At 61.5% G+C, this 19,551-nt stretch carries 20 protein-coding genes; 12 read left to right on the top strand and 8 right to left on the bottom strand.

All coding sequences use genetic code 11. From position 1 onward, the window contains the following. Positions 1 to 98: 98 nt before the first annotated feature. The 5 genes from FIV38_RS11755 (at position 99) to FIV38_RS11735 (ending at position 4,171) form a co-directional block, all read left to right on the top strand. Positions 99 to 488 carry a hypothetical protein gene (locus FIV38_RS11755; RefSeq protein ID WP_029292373.1) on the top strand — a complete coding sequence of 130 codons (390 nt, stop codon included), beginning with the start codon at positions 99 to 101 and terminating at the stop codon, positions 486 to 488. Between the two features lie 98 nt (positions 489 to 586). Beyond that, positions 587 to 2,362, top strand: coding sequence for a copper resistance system multicopper oxidase (locus FIV38_RS11750; protein ID WP_092234420.1), 1,776 nt, complete (start codon positions 587 to 589; stop codon positions 2,360 to 2,362). A gap of 10 nt (positions 2,363 to 2,372) precedes the next feature. Continuing rightward, positions 2,373 to 3,215, top strand: a complete 843-nt coding sequence (locus tag FIV38_RS11745) for a copper resistance protein B (RefSeq protein ID WP_092234424.1) — start codon at positions 2,373 to 2,375, stop codon at positions 3,213 to 3,215. Positions 3,216 to 3,275: 60 nt separating this feature from the next. Then, complete coding sequence (copC, locus tag FIV38_RS11740) at positions 3,276 to 3,662, top strand: copper homeostasis periplasmic binding protein CopC (protein WP_029292376.1); 387 nt, start codon at positions 3,276 to 3,278, stop codon at positions 3,660 to 3,662. After that, positions 3,659 to 4,171 (top strand): hypothetical protein, encoded by a 513-nt coding sequence (locus FIV38_RS11735; protein ID WP_092234425.1) that lies wholly within the window; start codon positions 3,659 to 3,661, stop codon positions 4,169 to 4,171. Before copC ends, FIV38_RS11735 begins: the two co-directional genes overlap by 4 nt. Here the strand turns inward: FIV38_RS11735 and FIV38_RS11730 are convergent. The 3 genes from FIV38_RS11730 to FIV38_RS11720 all read right to left on the bottom strand — a co-directional run bounded on the left by FIV38_RS11730 (position 4,168) and on the right by FIV38_RS11720 (position 6,221). Continuing rightward, positions 4,168 to 5,034, bottom strand: a complete 867-nt coding sequence (locus FIV38_RS11730) for a DUF6279 family lipoprotein (protein ID WP_092234428.1) — start codon at positions 5,032 to 5,034, stop codon at positions 4,168 to 4,170. The genes FIV38_RS11735 and FIV38_RS11730 overlap by 4 nt on opposite strands. Before the next feature lie 66 nt (positions 5,035 to 5,100). Beyond that, complete coding sequence (locus tag FIV38_RS11725) at positions 5,101 to 5,823, bottom strand: TorF family putative porin (RefSeq protein WP_029292379.1); 723 nt, start codon at positions 5,821 to 5,823, stop codon at positions 5,101 to 5,103. Between the two features lie 218 nt (positions 5,824 to 6,041). After that, on the bottom strand, positions 6,042 to 6,221 hold the full coding sequence (locus tag FIV38_RS11720; RefSeq protein ID WP_007946007.1) for a hypothetical protein: 180 nt from the start codon (positions 6,219 to 6,221) through the stop codon (positions 6,042 to 6,044). A gap of 333 nt (positions 6,222 to 6,554) precedes the next feature. Between FIV38_RS11720 and FIV38_RS11715 the strand changes: the two genes are divergently transcribed. Both FIV38_RS11715 and FIV38_RS11710 read left to right on the top strand, forming a co-directional pair. Beyond that, a complete protein-coding gene (locus tag FIV38_RS11715; RefSeq protein ID WP_029292380.1) occupies positions 6,555 to 7,391 on the top strand; it encodes a CvfB family protein in 837 nt (278 codons plus the stop codon). A gap of 66 nt (positions 7,392 to 7,457) precedes the next feature. Further along, a complete protein-coding gene (locus FIV38_RS11710) occupies positions 7,458 to 7,865 on the top strand; it encodes a DUF2177 family protein (RefSeq protein WP_092234431.1) in 408 nt (135 codons plus the stop codon). Here FIV38_RS11710 and FIV38_RS11705 read toward each other — a convergent pair. Next, positions 7,855 to 9,021 (bottom strand): YbfB/YjiJ family MFS transporter, encoded by a 1,167-nt coding sequence (locus FIV38_RS11705; RefSeq protein WP_092234434.1) that lies wholly within the window; start codon positions 9,019 to 9,021, stop codon positions 7,855 to 7,857. The genes FIV38_RS11710 and FIV38_RS11705 overlap by 11 nt on opposite strands. A 102-nt stretch (positions 9,022 to 9,123) precedes the next feature. Here FIV38_RS11705 and ptrR point away from each other — a divergent pair, with 102 nt between their 5' ends. The 3 genes from ptrR (at position 9,124) to FIV38_RS11695 (ending at position 11,138) form a co-directional block, all read left to right on the top strand. After that, positions 9,124 to 10,017, top strand: a complete 894-nt coding sequence (ptrR, locus tag FIV38_RS11700) for a putrescine utilization regulator PtrR (RefSeq protein ID WP_092237333.1) — start codon at positions 9,124 to 9,126, stop codon at positions 10,015 to 10,017. 139 nt (positions 10,018 to 10,156) lie between these two features. Next, a complete protein-coding gene (locus tag FIV38_RS30690; RefSeq protein WP_003210728.1) occupies positions 10,157 to 10,279 on the top strand; it encodes a PA1414 family protein in 123 nt (40 codons plus the stop codon). Positions 10,280 to 10,535: 256 nt separating this feature from the next. After that, positions 10,536 to 11,138 carry a peptidoglycan recognition protein family protein gene (locus tag FIV38_RS11695; protein ID WP_092234438.1) on the top strand — a complete coding sequence of 201 codons (603 nt, stop codon included), beginning with the start codon at positions 10,536 to 10,538 and terminating at the stop codon, positions 11,136 to 11,138. A gap of 427 nt (positions 11,139 to 11,565) precedes the next feature. Here the strand turns inward: FIV38_RS11695 and FIV38_RS11685 are convergent, their stop codons facing one another. Both FIV38_RS11685 and speB read right to left on the bottom strand, forming a co-directional pair. Next, positions 11,566 to 12,948: a sodium:solute symporter family protein gene (locus FIV38_RS11685; RefSeq protein ID WP_092234441.1), complete on the bottom strand. Its 1,383-nt coding sequence runs from the start codon at positions 12,946 to 12,948 to the stop codon at positions 11,566 to 11,568. A 66-nt stretch (positions 12,949 to 13,014) separates the two neighbouring features. Beyond that, positions 13,015 to 13,965 carry an agmatinase gene (speB, locus tag FIV38_RS11680; RefSeq protein ID WP_029292385.1) on the bottom strand — a complete coding sequence of 317 codons (951 nt, stop codon included), beginning with the start codon at positions 13,963 to 13,965 and terminating at the stop codon, positions 13,015 to 13,017. A 287-nt stretch (positions 13,966 to 14,252) separates the two neighbouring features. Between speB and FIV38_RS11675 the strand changes: the two genes are divergently transcribed. Together FIV38_RS11675 and FIV38_RS11670 are read left to right on the top strand one after the other, a co-directional pair. After that, positions 14,253 to 15,146 (top strand): LysR family transcriptional regulator, encoded by an 894-nt coding sequence (locus FIV38_RS11675; protein WP_029292386.1) that lies wholly within the window; start codon positions 14,253 to 14,255, stop codon positions 15,144 to 15,146. Positions 15,147 to 15,148: 2 nt separating this feature from the next. Beyond that, entirely contained in the window at positions 15,149 to 15,745 is a 597-nt protein-coding gene (locus tag FIV38_RS11670) for a tRNA-uridine aminocarboxypropyltransferase (RefSeq protein WP_092234444.1), read from the top strand. 259 nt (positions 15,746 to 16,004) lie between these two features. Here the strand turns inward: FIV38_RS11670 and FIV38_RS11665 are convergent, their stop codons facing one another. Together FIV38_RS11665 and FIV38_RS11660 are read right to left on the bottom strand one after the other, a co-directional pair. Further along, positions 16,005 to 17,360 (bottom strand): HlyD family type I secretion periplasmic adaptor subunit, encoded by a 1,356-nt coding sequence (locus tag FIV38_RS11665; RefSeq protein WP_092234447.1) that lies wholly within the window; start codon positions 17,358 to 17,360, stop codon positions 16,005 to 16,007. Between the two features lie 10 nt (positions 17,361 to 17,370). Then, on the bottom strand, positions 17,371 to 19,530 hold the full coding sequence (locus FIV38_RS11660) for a type I secretion system permease/ATPase (RefSeq protein WP_070995133.1): 2,160 nt from the start codon (positions 19,528 to 19,530) through the stop codon (positions 17,371 to 17,373). Positions 19,531 to 19,551: the final 21 nt, after the last annotated feature.

The following is a 19,551-nucleotide window of genomic DNA, read 5'->3' as shown; positions in this document are numbered from 1 at the left end:
GTGCAATCACGCTCGTCCATCCGGCTGAACGGCGCCCGCACACGCCGGTCACAACCTTTGAAGGCCGCCAGTCGGTGTGCCTGCAGGAGGGATTCAGGATGAGTACTTACAATTGGGATCTGATCGAGCGTCTGTTACATGAAGTGCAAAATGGCGAGGGCAGCTTTGCCCCGCGCAAGTATGCCGAGCAAGAAGCCGCCGAGAAGGCCACGGCCGGCGACTTCAACGGCGACCTCGATGCGCTGAAAAAGACCGCAGCCGACTATGAGGCGCTGTTGTTCAAGCGCGGCTTTATCGAGTCCCGTCCAGAGGATCAGGGCGGCAATGGCGAGAACTTCATTTTGACGCCGCTGGGGGCCCGCCTGCTGGCGCTGATCGACAGTTCCATCCCGGGCAACGATCACCCGCGCCAGGTTTTGGACGAGCAGGCCGATGCGCTGGATCCGGCGACGTTCGAGGTCGTGGCCTCCAAGGCGCAAATCGCCTGAGCCGGCTGAAACTGTCAAATCGGTAATCTGGCGCTAAGCCAACTGACAGGCGCCGATTCCTATTCTTGGGTCATTCAATTGACGGGAATGGAATCGGCATGCACTCCAACACTTCTCGACGAACCTTCGTCAAAGGCTTGGCTGCGGCCGGCCTGCTGGGCGGCGCAGGCCTGTGGCGGCCGCCGGTCTGGGCCCTGGCCAGTCCCGGGCAACCGGGCGTGCTGGCAGGCAGCGATTTTGAACTGTCCATTGGCCAGACCCCGGTCAACCTCACCGGCAACGTGCGCACCGCCTTGACCATCAACGGCAGTTTGCCGGGGCCGCTGCTGCGCTGGCGCGAAGGCGATACCGTGACCTTGCGCGTGCGTAACCGCCTGGCAGAGCCGACGTCGATCCACTGGCACGGGATTATCCTGCCGGCCAATATGGACGGCGTGCCGGGCCTGAGTTTCAAGGGGATCGAGCCGGGTGGGGTGTATGTCTATCAGTTCAAGGTCAATCAGCACGGCACCTACTGGTACCACAGCCACTCCGGGCTCCAGGAGCAACAAGGGGTCTATGGCCCGCTGGTGATCGATCCGCGGGAGCCGGAACCCTTCACTTACCAGCGCGACTATGTGGTGATGCTGACGGACTGGACCGACGAAGATCCCGTCAGCCTGATGAAGACCCTGAAGAAACAGTCCGACTACTACAACTTCCATAAACCCACCGTGGGCGACTTCATCAAGGATGTGGCCGACAAGGGCTGGTCGGCCACCGCTGCCGACCGTCTGATGTGGGCGAAAATGAAGATGAATCCCACGGACCTGGCGGATGTCAGCGGCGCGACCTACACCTTCTTGATGAACGGCCAGCCACCTGCGCAAAACTGGACCGGGCTGTTTCGCGCCGGTGAGAAGATCCGCCTGCGCTTGATCAACGGCTCGGCCATGACCTACTTCGATGTGCGTATTCCGGGCCTGAAGATGACGGTTGTGGCTGCCGACGGCCAGCCGGTGAAACCGGTCAGCGTGGACGAGTTGCGCATCGCCGTGGCCGAGACCTACGACGTGCTCGTCGAGCCGAGCGAGGCGGCCTACACCCTGTTCGCCCAATCCATGGACCGCACCGGCTACGCACGCGGCACACTCAGCCGTGAGCCGGGCTTGCTGGCGCCGGTCCCGGCGCTGGACGCCCGCCCCTGGTTGACCATGGATGACATGGGAATGGGCGGTATGGACCACGGTGCAATGGATCACGGGGCCATGGCAGATATGCCGGCCATGGATCACAGTCAGATGGCCGGCATGGACGGTGGGGCGATGCAGGGCATGGACCACAGCGCCATGGCGGGGATGGCGATGCCAATGCAAAGCCATCCGGCCAGCGAAACCAATAACCCGTTGGTAGACATGCAGGCGATGAGCACCTCACCCAAGCTCGACGACCCTGGCATCGGCTTGCGCAACAACGGGCGCAAGGTCCTGACCTATGCCGATTTGCGCAGCACCTTTGAAGACCCCGACGGCCGCGAGCCCAGCCGCACCATCGAGTTGCACCTGACCGGGCATATGGAGAAGTTCGCCTGGTCCTTCGACGGGGTGAAGTTCTCCGATGCCGAGCCGATCAGGTTGACCTATGGCGAGCGGGTGCGGGTGGTGCTGGTCAACGACACCATGATGACGCACCCGATTCACCTGCATGGCATGTGGAGTGACCTGGAGGACGAAAACGGCCAGTTCATGGTGCGCAAACACACCATCGACATGCCGCCGGGATCGCGTCGCAGTTACCGGGTGACCGCCGATGCCCTGGGGCGCTGGGCCTATCACTGCCATCTGCTGTACCACATGGAAATGGGCATGTTCCGTGAAGTCCGGGTGCAAGAATGAGGAACCGAGCATGAGCCATCTATTTCGCCCCGCTGCGCTACTGATCGCGACATTTGCCCCCGTAGCGCTGGTTAGCGCCGAAACCAAGGACCACAGCCAGATGCAGGGCATGACGCCAGCAACACCTGCGGCCAGCAGTCAGAGTCGTACACCAATTCCACCGCTGACCGACGCCGATCGCGCCGCGGTCTACAACGCCCCGGGCGGGCATGTGGTGCATGACAGTGGCATCAACTCGTTGTTTGTGATCGACCAACTGGAATGGCAAGGCTCTGACGATGGCCGCGCCGTGGGCTGGGATGCCAAGGGCTGGATGGGCGGTGATATCGACCGCTTGTGGTTGCGCACCGAAGGTGAGCGCGCCAAGGGCAAGACTGAAAAGGCCGAGGTCCAGGCGTTATGGGGCCACGCCATCAGCCCGTGGTGGGACGTGGTGGCCGGTATGCGCCAGGACTTCAAGCCCGGTGACAGCCAGAGTTGGGCGGCGTTCGGCCTGCAAGGCATGGCCCTGTACAACTTCGAGGCCGAGGCCACGCTGTTTGTCGGTGAAGGTGGGCAGACCGCGGCGCGCCTCGAAGGGGACTACGATATTTTGCTGACCAATCGGCTGGTGCTGCAGCCTACCGCCGAGGCCAACTTTTACGGGAAAAACGATCCGGGGCGCGGGATTGGCTCAGGCCTTGCGCAAACTGAGGTTGGGGTGCGGCTGCGTTACGAAATCCGTCGCGAGTTTGCGCCTTACGTCGGGGTGACCTGGAATCGTGCCTACGGCCAGACGGCCGAGTACGCCAGGGACGAGGGCGAGGACCGCAGCGAGGTGCGCTGGGTACTGGGTGTACGCCTGTGGTTTTGATGGATGCTGATTAAAAAACTCTACCTATAACCTGTCGCCATGAGCGGCCAGGAGCCTTGCATGTCTGTGTTTAAAACCACGTGGGTGGCGGTTGCGCTGTGTTCCGGATTATTGCTCAGTGGGCCTTCCTGGGCCCATCCGAAGTTGCTGTCTTCACTGCCTGCGGCCGGGGCAAGCGGGCCGGCCCCCGAGACCATTGAGCTGCACTTTTCGGAAAACCTGCTGACCCAATTTTCGGGCGCCAAGCTGATCATGACCGCGATGCCCGGCATGGCCCATTCGCCCATGCCCATCAAGGCCAGCGTGTCGGGCAGCAGCGACCCCAAGGTGATGCTGATCAAGCCTGCGGCGCCGCTGCCGGCCGGGACCTACCGGGTGGACTGGCGCGCGGTGTCGTCAGACACCCACCCCATTACCGGCGATGTGGTGTTCAGCGTCCGGCCATGAGTGAGTCTGTGGGCATTGCCTTGCGGTTTGCGCTGTACCTGGACCTGATGCTGCTGTTCGGCATGGGCTTGTTTGGTCTGTATGGGCTGAAGGCATCGGAGCGGCTATCCGGCGCCGTGTTGAATTTCAAAGGCTGGCTGGCAGGGACCGCGCTGCTTGGCATGTTGCTCTCGATGGCTTCGCTGCTGGTCATGACCCGGGCCATGAGCGGTGAGCAAGAGTGGCAGGCACTTGGGCCGCATCTGCAGATGATGCTGTGGCAGACCGAGTTTGGCTTGACCTGGATGCTGCGTATCGGCGTATTGCTGGTGGTCGCTCTGGTTGCCTTGACCGGTGCAATGTGGCCTAGCGCCAGTCTGTGGCTGGCGACCTGGGCGGTGGAGGCTGGCCAATACACGCTGGCCTGTCGCGCCCTGCGGCGTAGCCTGAGCGTGGAATTCGGTGCGGTGCTGCTGATCCTGGGGCTGGTCGCGTGGTTGGGGACGCTGGGCCCAATGGCGTCGGGCTAGGCTGGGCTGCCCTTGAGGCACTTGAGGGACTGGAAGTCGCTGCGCACTTTATCGATCTTCTGCACCAGCTTCTGTCGTTGTTGCACCGTGCTTTCGGCCATCAAATCCACCAGCAGACTGCGGGCCGCCGCTTCGGTCTGGGCATAGGCCTGGCGATAATCTGCGGTCCACAGGCTTTCACGGTCCACCAGCAGTTGCTCCATCTTGCGCGGGAAGTCGCTGCTAGCCCGTTGGTTGACGGCCGCGATGAACTGCGCCTGCCAATGGGCGCGGTTGCCGATCCATTGCTGGTTCTGCGCCCCCAGGGCGGTGGACCAGGCCAGCACACGCTCTTGCTGGCTGGCGCTCAACGGGCCGAGCCAGGCGTCCAGGCGTTTGTTCATGCGCTCGCTACGGTCCTTGATCTGTTGCGCCAGGGGAGGCTTGAGGTATTCGTCCTGGCGTTTACGCAGGTCCTTGGCCAGCGCTTGATCCATCTCCCGTACCTGTTGCTCGTCCAGCCCGCGTAGCAATTGGATGGCGGATGGAGTGACCTGCCGGGCGACATCGGCGATGGCCTGCTTGGCTTCGAGGGTGCGGGTTTGCAGGGCTGCATCACTGACCTGATGGTTGTCGACCATCTGTTGCAGGCGGTCGAGCCAGTCGAGGTAGCCGGGCAATTGGGTGGTGCAGTGCCAGGCCAGGTGGTCCTTGAGGGTGTCGTTGAACCAGCTTTTCTGCCCGGCGTTCATGTCCAGGTAGTCGTTGAGGGTCCAGGGGATGATCACGTCGAGGTTGCGATAGGCCAGGCCCACGCGGTTGCAGCCGGCAAGCAGCACGCTCAGGGCCAGCAAGGCCACCAGGATTCTTAACCGATACAGCATGGGCGAGTCCTTGCGCAGTCCAGGGATGTTCATCTGAACTCGCCGGGGGCGTGACAGTTCAGCCCATCAATAAAACGATCGCTCGGCCTTGAGGGTCAACAGGCCATCACATTGCGAATTGTGTCCGGAGTAGGCCGAGCAGTCGCTGCCGCTGAGGCTGGAGTCGCTGTAGATCAGGTCCAGGTCGACGCCCATCCACGGCCGGGAGAACTTCACCGACCAGTCGCTGAAACTACGGATCGAGCCGCCCTCCACCGATGCCGGAGCGCCTAACTGATGAGTGGTGTACTTCATGCTCACGCCAATGCCAAACGGTTGGGTGCCGCCCAGGTCGGCAAACAGGGTGCTGTCGCGACGATCGGGATCGTTGCCCAATGACACGCCAAAGCGATTGCCCAGCAAGTTCAGGCCGCCGTAGAACTCCTGGCTGTCGAGCGGGCTCAACTTGGGGTAGCTGTAGTGGATCATCCCCAGTTCATAGCCCAGGGTCTGGTCGAACGGGCGCTTGAAGCCCAAATAGGAATCGACTTCCAGGTTACTGGCGGGTGACAGGCCCATGCTCGGCGAAAACTGGCCGAAATACAGACCGCTGGCGTGGCTCAGGTCGAGGCCGCCGTGGAACGAGTTGCTGCCCGGAGAGGTGGGTTTGACCAGGCCCTGGGCCATGCTGCGGCTGGGCGTAGTCCCCAGTTTCAAGTCGAAGTCGCCCAGTTCACGCTGGAAAACCTGCGCGTCGGCGAGGGGGCTGGCGAGCAGGGCGCTGACCAGGAAAATGCACGGCTTGAGCATGCGTCACTCCATGAAAAGCGAGGAGCAGTAACAGAAGGAATCGGGCAAACGCCCGATCTAGACGTGTGCAAGCATACCGGCGAAAGTCAGGGGCTGAGGCCCGTTCGTCGATTGGCGGGGTTGAAAGTGTGTCGGGGGGGAGGGTGCGGGCTCTAGTCCTAGCGCCTTGATAGGCAAGACGCTTAGGGACCAGGTGGGAGGCGTAGGCGGCTTCGCGCTTACTTCTTACCCAGGGTGATCTGCTTGGACGGGCCGAAAGTCTGGCCGCTCACGCCCTTGGCGATCTGCTGGATTTCGCCACCGGACTTGAGGAACGCGGCGATTTGGTTGTTGATCGATTCGCTGGTTTCAACGGCGGGAGCTGGCTTTGCTTTGCTGTTGGATGCTTTTACGCGCATGGCGGCCACTAACCTGTAGAAAATTAACTTGGCCAGGCATCGTACATGAAATGCTTGACAATTGCTTGGTAAATATCTCCCAGGAATAAGCTGCGTTATTATAAAAACCTAAGTTGATCTATGGTTGAGGGCCCTAACTCGCTGTTTTAAATAGAAACCCGAGGGGAAAACTCCAGCCGCCCATCGATGCCAGCACCCAGCCCGACCTGACGAGCGGAGCGGTTGCCTGAAATCCCCTGGCAAACCCGCGATTTTTCAGGGTTGCGCGCCTGGACACGGGACCGCTGCCTTCAACTCGGGTAGAATGCCGCCCACGCAATGAGGGTATTGGAAATGGCTTTAGTCGGGCGCTACAACAGTTTGCAAGTGGTTAAACACACTAACTTTGGTTTGTATCTGGATGGTGAGCAAGAGGGCGAAATCCTCTTGCCTAATCGTTATATTCCCAAAGATATTCCCAGTGAAGATGAAGACTGGCTTAACGTTTTTATTTATCTGGACAGCGATGACAAACTTATCGCCACCACTGAAAAACCAAAAGTGCAGGTGGGTGAGTTTGCCAGCCTGAAAGTGGTAGAAGTCAACAGCATCGGGGTATTCCTCGACTGGGGCCTGCCCAAGGACCTGCTGCTGCCTTACTCCGAGGAAAAGCGCCAACTGACTGCCGGTGAATACTGCGTGGTGCATGTCTACCTCGACAAGCACACCAAGCGCATCACCGCCACTGCGCGCCTGGACCGTTACCTGGACAAGACCCCGGCCAACTACACCGTGGGCCAGGAAGTTGATTTGCTGGTTGCCGAAGCCACTGATATGGGGTTCAAGGCGATCATCAACAACAAGCACTGGGGCCTGATCCACAAGAACGAAGTGTTCAAGTTCCTGCGTCCGGGCAAGGAAGAGAAGGGGTTCATCAAGGAGATCCGCGCCGACGGCAATATCAGCCTGAGCCTGCAACCGGTCGGCGAGCAAGCGGCGTCCAGCCTGAACTCGAAGATCCTCGCCAAGTTGCGTGAAAACAACGGCAGCCTGCCGGTCAGCGACAAGAGCGACCCGACCGTGATCAGCAACTTGTTTGGCGTGAGCAAGGGCAACTTCAAGAAGGCCATTGGTGCGCTGTACAAGCAGGGCCAGATCGTGATTCACGCTGATCGTATTGAACTAAGCTGACTGCAACCTGCTCTTGTGTAGGAGTCGCTATCGCCGGCATGCCGGCTCCTACAGTAGGGTGTCGTCATGGGCAAAAAAGTCGTGTTTGCTTACCTCGGTACGTTATTGGCTTTTTTAGTGCTCGATGGCCTCTGGCTTGGCGTGTTGATGGGGTCGACCTACAAGGCCCTGCTGGGGCCGCTGATGCTTGAACAACCGCGATTGCTGCCGGCGGCACTGTTCTACTTCCTTTATGTATTCGGCTGTGTGGCTTTTGTGGTGCTGCCGGCGCTGGCCAGTGGTGGCTGGCAACGGGCCGCCCGCCTGGGCGCCTTGCTCGGGTTGGTGGCCTATGGCACCTATGACCTGAGCAACTGGGCGACCTTGCAAGGCTGGTCGGCGGGCCTGGCATTGATGGACATGGCGTGGGGCACCTGCCTCACGGCTGCGTGCTGCTTGCTGGGGTACGGGGCGGCGCACCGCGTCAGGGGCTGAGCCGCGCCCGGCAATCAATCGGTGCCGGGGCCGGTCGTAGCAGCAATGCACCGGCCAGTATCAGGCCGGTGCCCGCCACTATCAGCGCCGGCTGCAAGCCGCCGCTAAGGTGGCTACTCAACGAGGCCAGCAGTGGGCCACTTAACTGGCCCAGGGCAAAACATGCCGTCAGCAGCCCCGTGCTGCGTTGCGCACCGTGGGGTGCGATTTCCCGCAGGCGCTGCATCACCAGTTGCATGCACGCCAGGAACGGCAGACCGCACAGCACTACGCCCAATGCCAAACCCACACCATTGCCCAGCAAACAAGCGAAGACGCCGGCCGCTTGCAGCCATAGGGTGGCCATCAACCAATAGCGTGTAGTGTCGGGGTTGGGCTTGCGCAGGCTGACCAGCAACACACCCAGGGCTGCCGCGAGGCCAAAGCACGGCCAGAACAGGTCCGCCTGCCAGGCGCCCTTGAACTGCGCGCTGGCCATTTGTGACAGGAACGTGGCGGGGATGATGTAGCCCAAGCCAAACAACAGGTAAACCCAGCCCAGATGCGCGATGCTGCCATTGCTCCCGGTAGTGGCGCTGCTGCTCTGCGGCTGCCCTCTGTCAGGCTGGGGCAGTAACGGCAGGATCACCAGCAACATGCCCAGGGCGACCACGCCATACACCAGCCACAACGTCGCCGAATCCTCGCCCAGCAGGTTCGAGCCCAATGCCAACAATCCCGTGAGCAGGATCCCCAGCCCAGGCCCGGCAAATACCAATGCTCCGAATCGCGGGCGCCCGGCGGCAATCGCCAGGGGTTGGCTCAGGCCGGTAATCATCACCAGCACCCAGGCGCTGGCCACGCCCGTGCCAAAGCGCAACATCAGGTGCGACCAGAAGCCGCTGGCCCAGAACGATGCCAGGGTCAGCAGCACACACAACCACAACCCGCCGAGCAGCCGCCCGCGTATGTGGTGATGACTGCGCGCGAACATCGAGTCCACGGCCCCCACGAAATAGCCCAGGTAGTTGGCTGCGGCGATCAGCCCGGCCTCGGTCAGGTCGATTTGCCCTTCGCTGAGCAAGTGTGGCATTTGCGGGGTGAGGGCAAAGCGGCCAATGCCCATGGCCATCATCAGGGCGATAAAGCTGGCGAGTAAGCGAATCAGGGGAGACATGGGGCAAATTCCTGCAAGAAGCGATGACCCCAGGTTAAGGTGGATTGTTATTCAGTAAAAATGAATAATACTGAGCAACTTGTTCAGTTAAGGAGAATGGTCGTGGAGTTCAGCCAACTGCGTATTTTCCAGGCTGTGGCCGAAGAGGGCTCTATCACCCGTGCGGCAGAGCGCCTGCACCGGGTGCCGTCGAACCTCTCGACCCGGCTCAAGCAAATGGAAGAGCAATTGGGTGTCGAGTTGTTCGTGCGCGAGCGCCAGCGCCTGCAATTGTCGCCTGCTGGCAAGGTGCTGCTCGACTACAGCACGCGGCTTCTGGCGCTGCACGACGAAGCGCACGGCGCCGTACAGGGCGGGCAACCAGCCGGGGACTTTGTGCTGGGCAGCATGTACAGCACCGCCGCGATCCATTTGCCGAAGCTGCTGGCGCAATATCACAAGGCTTACCCGATGGTGAACCTGCAAGTGCAGTCGGCGCCCAGCGGTGAGCTGCTTGAAGGCCTGATCACCGGGCGTCTGGATGCAGCGCTGGTGGATGGCCCATTGACCTTGGCGACCCTGGACGGTGTGCCGTTGTGCGAGGAGCGCTTGCTGCTGATCTGCGAGGCGGACCACCCGCCGGTACGCGGCCCGCAGGATGTGGCCGGGCGCTCGGTGTTCACCTTCCGACGCAGTTGTTCGTATCGGGCGCGCCTGGAAGCGTGGTTTTCCCACGACCGCGTAGCCATGGGGCGGGCCATCGAGATCGAGTCGTATCAAGGCATGCTGGCGTGTGTGATCGCCGGTTCCGGGGTGGCGTTGATGTCCGAATCGATGCTCGACAGCCTGCCCGGCAAGCACAGCGTCTCGATCCACCCCCTGGCCGAGCCGTTTGCCCACGCCACCACCTGGCTGATGTGGCGCAAGGGCATGCTCGGGGCTAATCTCAACGCGTGGATTGACCTGCAGCAACAGGGCAAGACGCGGCCTGAACAAGAGGCGCGAGCGATTGCCTGACCGCATCGTCAGGATTTGTATCAATTCAGTAATGGTTCGTTGCGGTTTCAGGCAAGCATTGCGTGGGACTTAGTACTACTATCTGTAGGAAGCAGCCACAGAATTCCAGCTGCTCGGCACTACCCTCAAAGGGGGCACCATGAAAGAAAAACTGCAAAACTGGCTGCACGACCTCGGCGTCGCACTCGGCTTGATCGAGCCACCGCTGCAACCGGTGCCTATCCGCACCGATGACGAACAGCGCCGCCCGCGTCGCAGGTAAGCCCGGAAAAGCGCTCAGGCATTAGTGTTTGGGCGCGATCACTGGTTACGCTTTCCCAGGAACACAGTGGATGGGCGCGTGCTCGTATGTGATAGAACCGCGCCAGTCGAAGACCACGTTCCTAAATTAAGTTGCGCTCGCTTTGTCTGATCATGGAAGTATTCTGGTCGGACGTTTCCTTTTGTCTGCTCCCTCGACCTTTTCTATATTTGGACGTTTTATATTCCTGCTCTCTTCAAGGAAGGAAGGCAGGGGTATGTCGTTTGTTAACAGTGATGGAATGCTGATCTCCGACAAAGTGATACTGCGTCGATTTAACGCGATTGAGCATGGGGATTTGCACGGTGTACAGGCTTTAGTTGTCCACCAGACGGATGCACCGACGGCGCAACATACGTTCAATGGCTATCTCGCAAAAGGCAGTGGTGCGCACTTTCTGATTGATAAAAATGGTTTTGTTTACCAGACGGCCAGTTTGAAAAAACGCTGTTACCACGTTGGAAAACTCATTCGCTCGAAGTGCTTGGCGATTGATAAAAAAACGTGTGACAGCGCGCAGATGGCCCGCATTCAAACGTTATCGTGGACTGCGCAGATCAAGGCGTTGGACGCGCATGAGCGAGCCAAAAGCTATCCTGAACGCTATCCCGTGAACTCCGACTCTATTGGCATCGAACTGGTGGGCAAGCACTTGGATACCTCTCGGTATGAGAGCGTTACCGCCGCCCAAAACCAATCCCTTCAATGGCTCGTTAACGAGTTGTATGTTCATTTCAACCTATCCTCGGGTGATGTCTACAGGCATCCGCAGATATCCTATAAAAACCCAGGTGAAGCCAGTAGTGCGGTGTGGGAATGATGACGATCAAAGTGTGGCCGATTGGCGCATTACTCGTTCTTGCGGGATGTACGGATCTGCACAACACGCCCGACCTTGAAAGCATTGTTATCTCCAGCTTCCAATCCCAGGAACCCGAGAGTTGCCGGTCTTCTGACGTGCCGCTCGACTCAAGCCGTGTGCGGGCGTTTTTCCAACGGGCGTCGAAGATTGATAGCCGCACCCTGCATGACCGTTACGAGTGGGCACCTTGCTATTTGGAGGGCAGTCTGAAGTACAACGGGCAGGTTTGTACGTGGCAGGTAAGGGCGGGAGCCACTGGGGTCGTCCAGTGTCCGTCGGCAGAGCAGTACTTTACTTGTGAAGAGTGCAGCGACCTGTTTGCAAAACCCGGGGATTAAAAAAACGGATGCGACACCGACGTCGCACCCGCTGAAGAAAGCTTTATTCAAGCGGCGTCGGCCACCGTGACCTGTGGCCGGCGCGACAGCATGCTCACCAGCACAAAACTCACCACACTCACGCCCAGGCTGTAGTAGATCGGTGTGTTTGCCTCCAGACCATCCTTGATCATGAACACCAGCGACGTGGCAAACCCCAGTGCCATGGCGCTGATTGCGCCCGAAGTGGTCGCGCGTTTCCAGTAGATCGCCCCGATCAACGGGATCAACATGCCGCCGACCAGCAGGTTATAGGCCAGGGTCAAGGCACTGATCACATCGGTTACTACCAAAGCGATAGCCAGCACGGCGATGCCGGTCAGCAGGGTGAACAGGCGGTTGATGTTCAGGCTCGACTGTTTGCCGCCGCGCAGGCGTGGCAGCAGGTCTTCGGTGAGCACGGTGGATGCGGCGAGCAGCCCGGCGCTGGCCGTGGACATCATGGCCGCCAGGGCCGCGGCGATCACCAGGCCACGCAGGCCATCGGGCAGCGACAGTTTGACGATGGCGGCGAAGGCGTTGTTGACGTTGTCCAGGTCCGGGATCAGCACATGGGCGGCCATGCCGATCAGGGCACAGGCCAGGCCGTAGAGGATGCAGTAGAAACCGGCGAAAGTGCCTGCATACTTGGCGACCTTTTCGTCCCGGGCGGTAAAGACCCGTTGCCAGATGTCCTGGCCGATCAGGATGCCGAAAAAGTAGATCATGAAGTAGGTGATGATGGTGTCCCAGCCGATGCTGGTGAAGCTGAAACTGGCCGCTGGCAGCTTGGCCACCAGCTCATCCCAGCCGCCCACGCGGTACAGGCAGATCGGCAGCAGGATAAACATCAGGCCGACGGTCTTGATCACGAACTGCACGATATCGGTCAAGGTCAGTGACCACATGCCGCCGATGGTCGAATACACCAGCACCACGCCACCGCCCAGCAGGATGGCGGCCCAGAAGGGCAGGTCAAACATCACCTGCAATACGGTGCCGATCCCCAGGATCGAGGTCACTGCCAGCATCAGCGCGTAGGCCAGCATGATCAACCCGCTGGCCTGGCGGGCCGTGGGGTTGTAGCGCTGCTCCAGGACCTGGGTCACGGTGAAGATTTTCAGCTTGAGCAAGGGCTTGGCGAGGAACAGGTTCAGCGCGATGATCCCCGCGCCCAGCGCTGCGCAGAGCCAGAAGCCGGAAATACCGTGGACATACCCCAGGCGCACGCTGCCCACGGTGGACGCGCCACCGAGTACCGTTGCTGCCATGGTGCCCATGTACAGGGTCGGCCCCAGGTTGCGCCCGGCGACCAGGTAGTCTTCATGGGTCTTGGCCCGGCGCATGCCCAAATAGCCGAGCACGAGCATGCCGGCGGCGTAGATAAGTACGACGAATAGATCCACAGCCATGGTGGCGAATCTCCAATTATTATTTTTATCGGTGTTCAGGCGCGGGACACATGGCCCCGCGCTACATCAGCGGTGCGTGACGCCAGGCAGCACACAGAGCATTTCGTACAGCAGGTTGGCGCCCAGCAACGAGGTGTTGCCGGTGGTGTCGTAGGGCGGCGAAACTTCCACCAGGTCACAACCAATCAGCTCCAGGCCCTGGCAGCCACGGATAATCTCGATCGCCTGGATGGTGGTCAGCCCGCCGATTTCCGGGGTGCCGGTACCGGGGGCCCAGGCCGGGTCGATACCGTCGATGTCGAAACTCAGGTACACCGGCCCGCCGCCGACCTTTTCCCGGACTTCGGCCATCAACGGCGCGAGGGACTGGTGCCAGCACTCTTCGGCCTGGACCACGCGGAACCCCTGTTTACGGCTCCAGTTGAAGTCTTCGGCGGTATAGCCCTGGGCGCGCAGGCCGATTTGCACCACGCGGTCGCAATCGAGCAGGCCCTCTTCGACGGCACGGCGGAAGGTGGTGCCGTGGGCGATTTTCTCGCCGAACATATGGTCATTGACGTCGGCGTGGGCATCGATATGCACCAGCCCGACCTTGCCGTGCTTCTTGTGGATCGCCCGCAGGATCGGCAGGGTGATGGTGTGGTCGCCGCCCAGGGTCAGCGGGATCACGTCGTGCTTGAGGATCTCATCGTAGGATTCTTCGATGATGCGCACGGCGTCCAGCAGGTTGAAGGTGTTGATCGCCACATCGCCGATGTCGGCCACTGACAGCGAGTCGAACGGTGCGGCGCCGGTGGCCATGTTGTAGGGGCGGATCATCACCGACTCGGCGCGGATTTCGCGGGGCCCGAAGCGGGTCCCGGCGCGCAGCGAGGTGCCAATATCCAGGGGCACACCGACGAAGGCCGCATCCAGGCCGGCTGCGGTTTGCAGGTGGGGCAGGCGCATCATGGTGGCGATGCCGGCAAAGCGCGGCATTTCGTTGCCGCCCAGTGGTTGGTGAAAGATCTTGTCCACGGGAGTGCCTCATCGTTGTTGTGGTTATCAGAGGCCGATTCTGCGAAATGTCGGACACGGGAAGAATCGCTGCGGGAAAATACTTAGTTCAGATTTTTCTGAACTAATGCCTGGGGTAGACTCCACCGGTGTGCAAAACCTGTTCCCTGTAGGAGCGAGCTTGCTCGCGAAAAACGTTAACGATGACGCGGGCATTCAGAATGTACGCGGCGCTCTCAGGTTTTTCGCGAGCAAGCTCGCTCCTACAGGGAATGGGCCTGTCAGCCGATTTTTTGCCTGGAGGTTCCATGGCCAGCGCCTTGCCCGACCTGAAACTGTTGCGCATCTTCGTCAGCGTGGTGCGCCACCAAGGGTTTGCCAGTGCCCAGCACGAACTCAACCTGTCGACGTCCGCCATCAGTACCTATATGAGCCAGTTGGAAGGCGCCCTGGGCCTGGTGTTGTGCCATCGTGGGCGGGGCGGTTTCAGCCTGACCAGCAAGGGTGAGCTGTTTCATCAGGAAACCTTGCGCCTGCTGGCCGAGTTGGAGGGCTTCGAGCAGTATGCGGCGGCGCTCAAAGGCGAGCTGCGTGGCACGCTCAAACTGGGCGTGCTCGACTCCACCGTCAGCGACAAGGCCCTGCCATTCGCCGAAGTCATCGGCGCCTACAGCCTTGAGCACCCGGCCGTGCATTTGCATTTGTCGGTCATGAGCCCCTACGAGCTGCAACTCGGGGTCCAGGACAATCGCCTGGACCTGGCCATCGGCGCCTTCTCCAACCGCATGAGCGGCTTGATCTACATGCCGTTGTACCGCGAGCAACACTGGCTTTACTGCAGTTCGCGCCATCCACTGTTCAGCGAGCGGCGCATCCCCGAACAGGTGATCACCCAGCAACGCATGGTCGGGCGCGGGTATTGGAGCCAGGCGGAACTGGCGCGCCACGGCTTCAAACACAGCGCCGCGACGGTAGAAAGTATGGAAGCGCAGTTGATCCTGGTGCTGTCCGGTGCCTACATCGGCTACTTGCCCGAACACTACGCCCAGGCCTGGGCTGACAAGGGCGACTTGCGGGTGCTGCTGCCCGCGACTTTTGGCTACCAGGCGCCGTTTTCGCTGATCATGCGCCGTGGGCGCAGCCGCGAACCGTTGATCCAGACCTTCCGCGACTTACTCAAAGCACAGCTCAATCAGGCCTGAACATGTCCAGACCCCAATGCCCCCGCTGCCTGCGGCCGACCACCCACTGCCTGTGCGCGCTGATCCCGAGCCTGGACAGCCGCACCCGGGTGTTGCTGTTGCAACATCCCAGCGAGGTCAACCATGCCCTCAACACCGCACGTCTGGCCGCGTTGGGCCTGGTGAATGCGCAACTGGTGGTGGGTGAAGTATTCGAAGGCTTGCAGACCTTGCTCAACCCCCCTGGGTATCAGGCGCGGCTGCTGTTTCCCGGCGAGGACGCGCAGCCGCTGCAGGCCTACAGCCCATCCGACGAACCGCTGCTGCTGGTGGTGCCCGACGGCACCTGGCGCAAGGCGCGTAAATTGCTGCACCTCAACCCGCTGCTGGCGGCGTTGCCACGGGTGACGCTGACGGCGGGTGCCGTGTCCCGTTATCGGTTGCGCAAGGCACCGGGGCCGGGGGCGTTGTCGACGGTGGAGGCGATCGTGCAGGCGTTGACGGTGCTGGAGGCGCCGCAGTCATTCGAGCCGTTATTGCGACCGTTCGAGGCGTTGATCGAGGGGCAGATTGCGGCGATGGGGGAAGAGGTTTTCCAGCGCAATCACGGGAGTGACTAGCAGGTTCACCGAGGCGGGGGCATCACAGCGACGCGGCGAAGGGCACAGTTACCTACACAGCTTTTAGAAACTGACGATTTCCCTGTGGCGAGCGGGCTTGCCCCGCGCTGGGCTGCAAAGCAGCCCCAGTCAGTCGAATGCGGTATATCAAATACTCCGTAGCGGTTGGTTTTGGGGCTGCTTTGCAGCCCAGCGCGGGGCAAGCCCGCTCGCCACTGCAGCCCTATCTGGTTGGGTTTAAGCGCCCGCCCAAACACCGCTAACGCTCGCGCATCGCCTCCGTCCTCGCCTTCAGCACCGGCTTGAGCAAGTAATCCAGCACGCTTTTCTCCCCGGTAATAATGTCCACCGTGGCCACCATCCCCGGGATGATCAGCAGCGGTTTTTTCTCCCCGCCCAAATGGTTCTTATCGGTGCGCACCTGGATCAGGTAGAAGCTGTTGCCCTTGTCGTCGGTAATCGTATCGGCGCCGATCAGTTCCAGTTTCGCTGCCAGCCCGCCGTAGATGGTGTAGTCGTAGGCACTGAACTTGACCATCGCCTTCTGCCCCGGATGCAAGAAGGCTACGTCCTGGGGCCGCACTTTGGCCTCGATCAGCAGGTTGTCTTCCAGCGGTACGATTTCCACCATGTCGCTGCCCGGTTGGACCACGCCGCCGATGGTGTTGACCTTCAGTTGCTTGATCACCCCATGGACCGGCGAGACCACGGTGGTGCGGCTGACACGGTCGTCAATGGCGATGCTGGTGGCGGTGATTTTCGATAGATCAGTGCGCTTTTCGTTGAGCTCCTTGGCCGCTTCCGAGCGGAAGGTCTGCACCGATTCGTCGATCTTGCTCTTGATCTCATTGATCGCCGACTCCGCCCGGGGGATCGCCAGGGTGGTGGCGTTCAATGAGCCACGGATCTCCACGGCGCTGCGTTTGAGGCGCAGGATTTCCACTGGCGAGACCGCGCCGGTGCCCACCAGCGGCGCCGACATGTTCATCTCTTGCTGCAGCAGCGCCAGGCTGGAGCTGAATTGGCCCTGCTTGGAGCGGAATTCCGCCAGCTCCTGGGTTTTCTGCCGCAGTTGTTCGCTCAAGGTCCGCTGTTCGCTGCTCAAGCGCCGCTGGCGTTGTTCGAACAACGAGCGTTCGTCCTCGGCCACTTGCGGGGCCTTGGCGATCACTTCATCGGACAATTTGAACGGCCGCCCCTCGGCCTCGGCGGACAGGCGTTCGACCTGGGCGGTGAGGGCATAACGGTCGACTTCGCTTTCGCCCTTGTTCGAGCGAAACCGCGTGTCGTCCAGTTGCAGCAACTTGTCGCCCTTGTCCACCATCTGTCCTTCGCGCACGTAAATCTGGGTGACGATGCCACCCTCCAGGTTCTGGATCACCTGCACTTTGCTCGACGGGATGGCCTTGCCTTCGCCCATGGTCACTTCATCGAGTACCGCAAAGTTGGCCCACAGCAGGGCGCAGACGAGCAGGCCGGCGGTGAGCCACACGATAATCCGTGAACGGCGCGGCGAGTCCTGCAGTGCAGCGCCCGCCAGTTCGGGCATGAATTCGCTGTCGGCGGTTTTGCCAAAACTCTTGAAGTAGCCCGGTGATGAGGGAGTGGCTGACATGATGGGGCTCCTAGACGGCGGCCGAGCCGACGCGGCCCTTGCGCAATGCATCGATCACACTTTCTTTGGGGCCGTCGGCCACGATGCGGCCGTTGTCCAGCACGATCAAACGGTCGACCAGGCTGAGCATCGAGGTGCGGTGCGTGACCAGGAGCAACGTCTTGCCCTTGACCCATAGCTCCAGGCGCTGGCGCAGGGTTTCTTCGCTGCTGTTGTCCATGGCGCTGGTGGGTTCGTCCAGCAACAGGATCGGCGGGTCGAGCAGCAGCGCGCGGGCCAGCAACACCGCCTGGCGTTGGCCGCCGGACAGCAGTTGCCCGCGCTCGCCCACCGGCCGGTCGAAGCCTTGGGGGTGTTGACGGGCCAGCTCGCTGACGCCGGTCAGCTCGGCCACTTCGAGCATCCGCGCATCGCTGATATAGCGCGCGCCCAGGGTCAGGTTGTCGCGCAGGCTACCGGCCAGCAGCGGCAGATCATGGGCCACATAGCCCACTTGCTGGCGCAGGTCGGCCACGTCCAGTTGCCGCAGGTCGAGACCGTCGAGCAGCAATTGGCCCTCTTCTGGGGTGTAAAAACCCATCACCAGCCGGCCCAGGGTGCTTTTGCCCGAGCCGCTGCGCCCGATAATCCCCACGCGCTCGCCCGCCTTGAGCTGGAAACTGACCTGGCTCAGGGCCGGGGCGTTTTGCCCGGCGTAGTGGAAGGTCACCTGGCTGACTTCCAGGGCGCCCGTCAGTTGCGTGCGTTCCAGGGGGCGCTGTTGCGGGTCGCGTTCCTGGGGCAGGGCCATCAGCGCGTCGGTGCTGCGCATGGTCAATTGCGCCTGCTGATAGCGGGTGATCAATCCGGCAATCTGCCCCAGCGGTGCCAGTACCCGGCTGCCGAGCATGTAGGTGGCCACCAGCGCACCGACACTGAGGCTGCCGGCGATGATGCTGTAGACCCCGGCGACAATCGTTGCCATCCCGGAAAACTGCTGGATGAACAGCGTGCCATTGGTGGCCAGCGCCGAGAGGTTGCGCGCGTGGCTATCGAGGCGGGTGAGGGCGCCATGGGTGCTTTCCCACTGGTGCTGGCGCTCGCTTTCGGCGCTGCAGGCCTTGAGGGTTTCCAGGCCGCCGAGGGTCTCGATCAACAGCGCCTGGCGTTCGGCGCCCAGGCTCAGGCTTTTTTGCACGGTGTCGCGCAGGCGGGCCTGGATCAGCATCGCAAAGCCGATGGTCAGCGGGAACGCACACAAAGGAATGATCACCAGCCAACCGCCGAGCAGGCCGATCACCACCAGCATCAGCACGGCGAAGGGCAGGTCGATCAGGCTGGTGAGGGTCACGGCGGTGAGAAACTCGCGCAGGCCCTGGAAGTCATGGATGCTCTGGGCGAAACCGCCGATGGTAGCGGGGCGCGCCTTCATCGACATGCCGGTGATGCGCTCGAACAGGGTGGCCGAAAGAATCACGTCGGTCTTCTTGCCGGCGGTGTCCAGCAAGTGGGCGCGCACCACCCGCAGCACCAGCTCGAAACCCGTGCCGATCAGCAGGCCGATCACCAGGACCCACAAGGTCGACGTGGCCTGGTTCGGCACCACACGGTCGTAGGTCTGCATGACGAACAGCGGCACCATCAGGCCCAGCAGGTTGATCAACAAGCTGGCGAGAATTGCATCGCTGTACAGCCAGCGCGACAGCTTCAAGGTGTCGCGAAACCACGCCTCGACCCGCGGCACCAATGGCGCGCGCAGGTCTTCGATCTCGTGCCGTGGCCGGGCGAACAGGGCCTGGCCGCTGTAGGCCGCGTCGAGCTCCTCGCGGCTGACCCACTGTTCGCCGCCTTCGGCTTCGCTGGGCAGGATCAGCGCCTGGCCATCCTCGCTCCAACGCCGCAGCACCGCGCAGCGGCCTTCGTTGAGCAGCAGCAGCACCGGCAGGTTGAGCGCCGAGATTGCCTTCAAGTCCCGGCGCAATACCCGCGCCTGCAAGCTGGCCCGGGCCGCTGCCCGTGGCAGCAAGTCCAGGCTCAGGCGTTGTTGCGCCAAGGGCAGGCCGGCGCTCAGGCTGGCGCGGCTGACGGTACAGCCATGCAGCTTGCACAGGATCAGCAGGCCGTCGAGCAACGGGTCATCAAAGCTCTGGCGCGGGTCGACACCCGGGTTCAGCGGTTCCATCTGGCTCACGGCGGTCTGCTCCACGTCGTT

It is taken from the genome of Pseudomonas proteolytica (genome assembly GCF_007858275.1).
In the GTDB taxonomy this organism is placed as follows: Bacteria; Pseudomonadota; Gammaproteobacteria; order Pseudomonadales; family Pseudomonadaceae; genus Aquipseudomonas; species Aquipseudomonas proteolytica.
This window is presented reverse-complemented; position numbering and strand designations above follow the sequence as displayed.